Annotated in this window: 1 pseudogene; it reads left to right on the plus strand. The window is 38.3% G+C overall.

Features of this window, described 5'->3' with window-relative positions:
• Positions 1-4,379: pseudogene (locus tag P6733_RS17795) on the plus strand (hypothetical protein); the annotation flags it as partial.

The raw sequence follows: 4,379 nt of genomic DNA on the forward strand, positions 1-4,379 counted from the left end.
CCATTAGCAGCAGGAGCAACACTCACTACTACGCAAACCGTGTATGTTTATGCTCAATCTGGGACTACCCCAAATTGTACAGACGAGAAAAGTTTTGTAGTAACAATTAATGCGATTCCAGTTGTTGCAACCCCAGCCAATGTAGTGGCTTGTAACACATATACTTTACCTGCATTGACGGTAGGGAATTATTTTTCAGCTCCAGGTGGAGTAGCAGGAACAGAATTAGACCCAACGGTTCCATTAACGGTAACCCAAACAGTTTATATTTACGCAGAAACAGGAACAGTTCCAAACTGTACCACAGAGAAAAGTTTCCAAGTTTCAATCTTTAATTCACCGGTGGTGTCTACTCCAACAGATTATCACGTTTGTGATGATAACAATGATGGTATCGCTACGTTTGATTTATCGACAAAAACGAGTGAAATCATTGGAGCGCAAACCAACTTAACGGTTACTTTCCACGAAACATTAGCAGGCGCACAAGGAGCAGGCGTTGCAGTAGGCCCAATGTATACTAATGTAACTCCAGTAAGTCCAATTACGATTTATGTTCGAGTAATTGATCCAAATGCACCATTATGTTATACTGTTGTCGAGTTAAAACTCTTTGTAGATGCTCGTCCAGTGATTAACACTGCTATTTCAGATTATGAACTATGTGATTACACTACACCAGGTGATCAAGTTGAAGCCTTTGATTTACCAACAAAAAATAATGAGATTGTAAACGGACAAGCCGGTTTAACAGTAGCCCATTTCACCTCTTTAGCCGATGCTCAAACCAATACCGCTCCAATTGATACAACAGTACCTTTTGTGAATACCGTATTAGGAACTCAAACAATCTGGGTACGCGTTACCAATGCAGCGGGATGTTTTACAATCGGATCTTACAAATTAGTAGTAAACCCATTACCAGCAGTTATCGCACCAACGCCGTTATTTGCTTGTAATGACGGAGTGAATCCAGATATTGCACAATTCAATTTATCGGTAAAAAATAATGAAATCACAGGAGGAGTAGCTGGTTTATCTGTAAGCTATTACCTTACCCTTGCCGATGCGCAAGCTGAAGTAAGCCCATTACCTATACCGTATACTAATACCAGTAATGGACAAACAATCTATGTACGTGTAGAGAATGACGATACAGGATGTTACAGTACCACCGAATTAATATTAAATGTAATTCCTGGACCAGTAGCAAATACGCCAACGGCATTAGAATATTGTGATCCAAACAATGATGGACATGGTGTATTTGACTTGACTCAAGTTATTGCACAAGTTACTGGTGGAGCGGCTAACGTAACGGTATCTTTCCACGAAACAGCAACGGATTCACAATACAATACATTCCCAATAACAGGATTAACGGCATACCATAACTTAACAAATCCACAGACGATTTACATCAGAGTACAATCGACCCTAACGGCATGTTATGATGTAGTACAATTACAATTGATTGTTCACAACCGACCAGAAGCAACTACACCAACACCATATGAACTATGTGATGATAATGCAGATGGTATTGCTATTTTTGATTTAACAACAAAAACCAATGAGATTCTAGGTACAATAGACCCATTAACTCATACAGTTAGTTTTTATACCACAGAAGCAAACGCTACAGCCGGTTCAAATGCTATTGTAAGTGTGGTTAGTTTTGCTAATGCTACCAACCCACAAATTATTTATGTACGAGTACAGAATAATGCAACAGGCTGTTTTGATATCGTAGAGCTAAAGTTAATTGTAAACCCATTACCGGTTATTACATTACCAACAGCTTATACACTATGTGAGACAAGTGTTCCAGGAGATGAGCGTGAAGAATTTGATTTAACGACAAAAATTCCAGAGATTATCGGGAACCAAACCGGATTCAATGTTACCTTCCATTTGGATGCAGCAGCAGCCAATGCAGGAACAGGAGCCTTGCCAACGCTTTATACTAATATTTCAAATGTACAAACCATTTTTGTACGTGTAGAAAATGAATTGACACACTGTTATGCAATAACGCTATTGGATTTACGTGTAGCACCATTACCAGCACCAGTAGTACCAGCTAAACCATTAGCCGTTTGTGATGATGATGGAGATGGATTCGGAACCTTTGATTTACAAACCTTAGTAGCGGAAATCTTAAATGGAGAATCAAATGTTACCTTAACATTCCATGAAACATTAACCAATGCAGAGAATAATGTATTGCCAATCGCAGATTTAAACAACTACCATAATATTGATCCATTTACACCAGTATTATATGTAAGAGCGACCAATACATTAACAGGATGCTATAAAGTGATCATGATCCAATTAACGGTAAATGCTTCACCAGTTATTCCAACAACTTTACAAGATTTAGTGGTTTGTGATACCAATACCGATGGTTTTGCACCATTCGATTTATCACAACAAACACCGATAATTTTGGCAAACCAAACTGTTCCGGCAGACCATACGGTGAAGTATTATACTTCATTGGCTAATGCTCAAGCAGGACTAGCAGCCATTACTAGTGTGACCAATTATATTAATACAGTAGCCAATTCACAAGAAATATGGGTACGAGTAACTAATACCATCACAGGCTGTTTTGATATTGACAGTTTCTTTATCAAAGTAAATAAACCATTGGCAATGCCAACCAATCTTACGCCATTATCCGTATGTGATGATGCAGTAGCTGATGGATTGACAGAAATGGATTTAACAGTTAAAAATGTAGAAATCCTACAAGGCGCTACAGGTTATACAGTTGATTATTACTATACATTAATTGATGCTCAAACTGGAAACAATGTAATTGCAACACCAACAGCATTTACTAATATTGTAAATCCACAAACCTTGTTTGTAGTGGTTACTAATACCGTAACAGGATGTAAAAGCTTTACGACACTAACAGTTCGTGTATTGCCAATGCCAAATCCAGTTACAGTAGTCCCACCAATTGAACTATGTGATGATAATAATCCAGGGGATATGATTGAATCATTTGATTTAACGGTTCGTGAAACCCTAATTAGAAATGGAGATACAACATTAGAATTAGCTTATTATATTACACAAGCCGATGCAGAAGCAGAAATCAATGCCATCACACCAGCAACTGCTTATGTAAGTGGTACTGCAACAATCTATGTAAGAGTAACGAATCCAGGAGCAGCAAGATGCCATGTAATTATTCCAATAGATTTAATTGTAAACCCATTACCAGAATTAGGAGTAGCCGGAGTTATTCCAGACTTCTTATTATGTGAAGTCAATACAGATGGATCAGGAACGTTCACTTTGAGCGATCATAATCCAAAAGTATTAATGGCACAAGATCCAGCAAACTTTACGGTAAGCTATTACTTAACAGCACAAGATGCCATTGATGGAATCAATCCATTACCAAACACGTATGTGAATGTAACAACACCAGAACAAACGATTTATGTAGCGGTAGTGAACAATACTACAGGATGTAGAAATACAGCGCCACTTAAATTATTGGTAGAAGAAGCAGCAATTGCGAATCCAGTTACCGACATGGTTACGTGTGATACAGATGGAACGAATGATGGTATTTTCCACTCTTTTGATTTAACACCAGCGGGAGTTGAAGCATTAGGTGCACAAAATCCAGCCGGATATTCTGTAACGTATTTCCCAACAGAAGCCGATGCAATTGCTAATACGAATGAGATTCCTACAGCCGATGTTGTAGCGTATGCAAATCCAATCGCTTTTGCAAGTTCAGTATGGATTAAGGTAACCAATACATCAACGAACTCACACTGTTTTGAAGTAGTAGAATTGAAATTAATTGTGAATCCATTACCGGTACCAACCCCAGATGGCGGAACAGTATGTATTAATTCAGTAAGTGGAGAACTATACAGTTCTTACACAATTGACAGTCACTTGGATCCGGCATTATACAGTTTTGTATGGACAGATGCTAGTGGAGCACAAGTAGGAACAGGAGCTACATATGTAGCGACCCAAGGTGGGAATTACACCGTTGTAGCGACAGATTTAGCAACAGGATGTGTATCTGAACCAGTAACGGTAACGGTAATTGAATCAGAGCCAGCAGTAGCGACAGCAGTAGTGAGTGGAGCCTTTACAGAGAATCAAACTATTACAGTAGTTACAAGTGGAACAGGTAATTATTTATATCAATTAGATAATGGAGCCTTCCAGGAAAGTAATGTATTTGTGAATGTAAGTCCAGGAGAACATACTATCACAATTATTGATGAGAATGGATGTCAGCCAACGATAATTAAAGCTATGGCAATCAATTATCCACATTATTTTACACCAAATGCAGACGGTTATCACGATACTTGGAATATTATAGGATT

Source organism: Flavobacterium aerium (genome assembly GCF_030766725.1).
Lineage (GTDB): Bacteria > Bacteroidota > Bacteroidia > Flavobacteriales > Flavobacteriaceae > Flavobacterium > Flavobacterium aerium.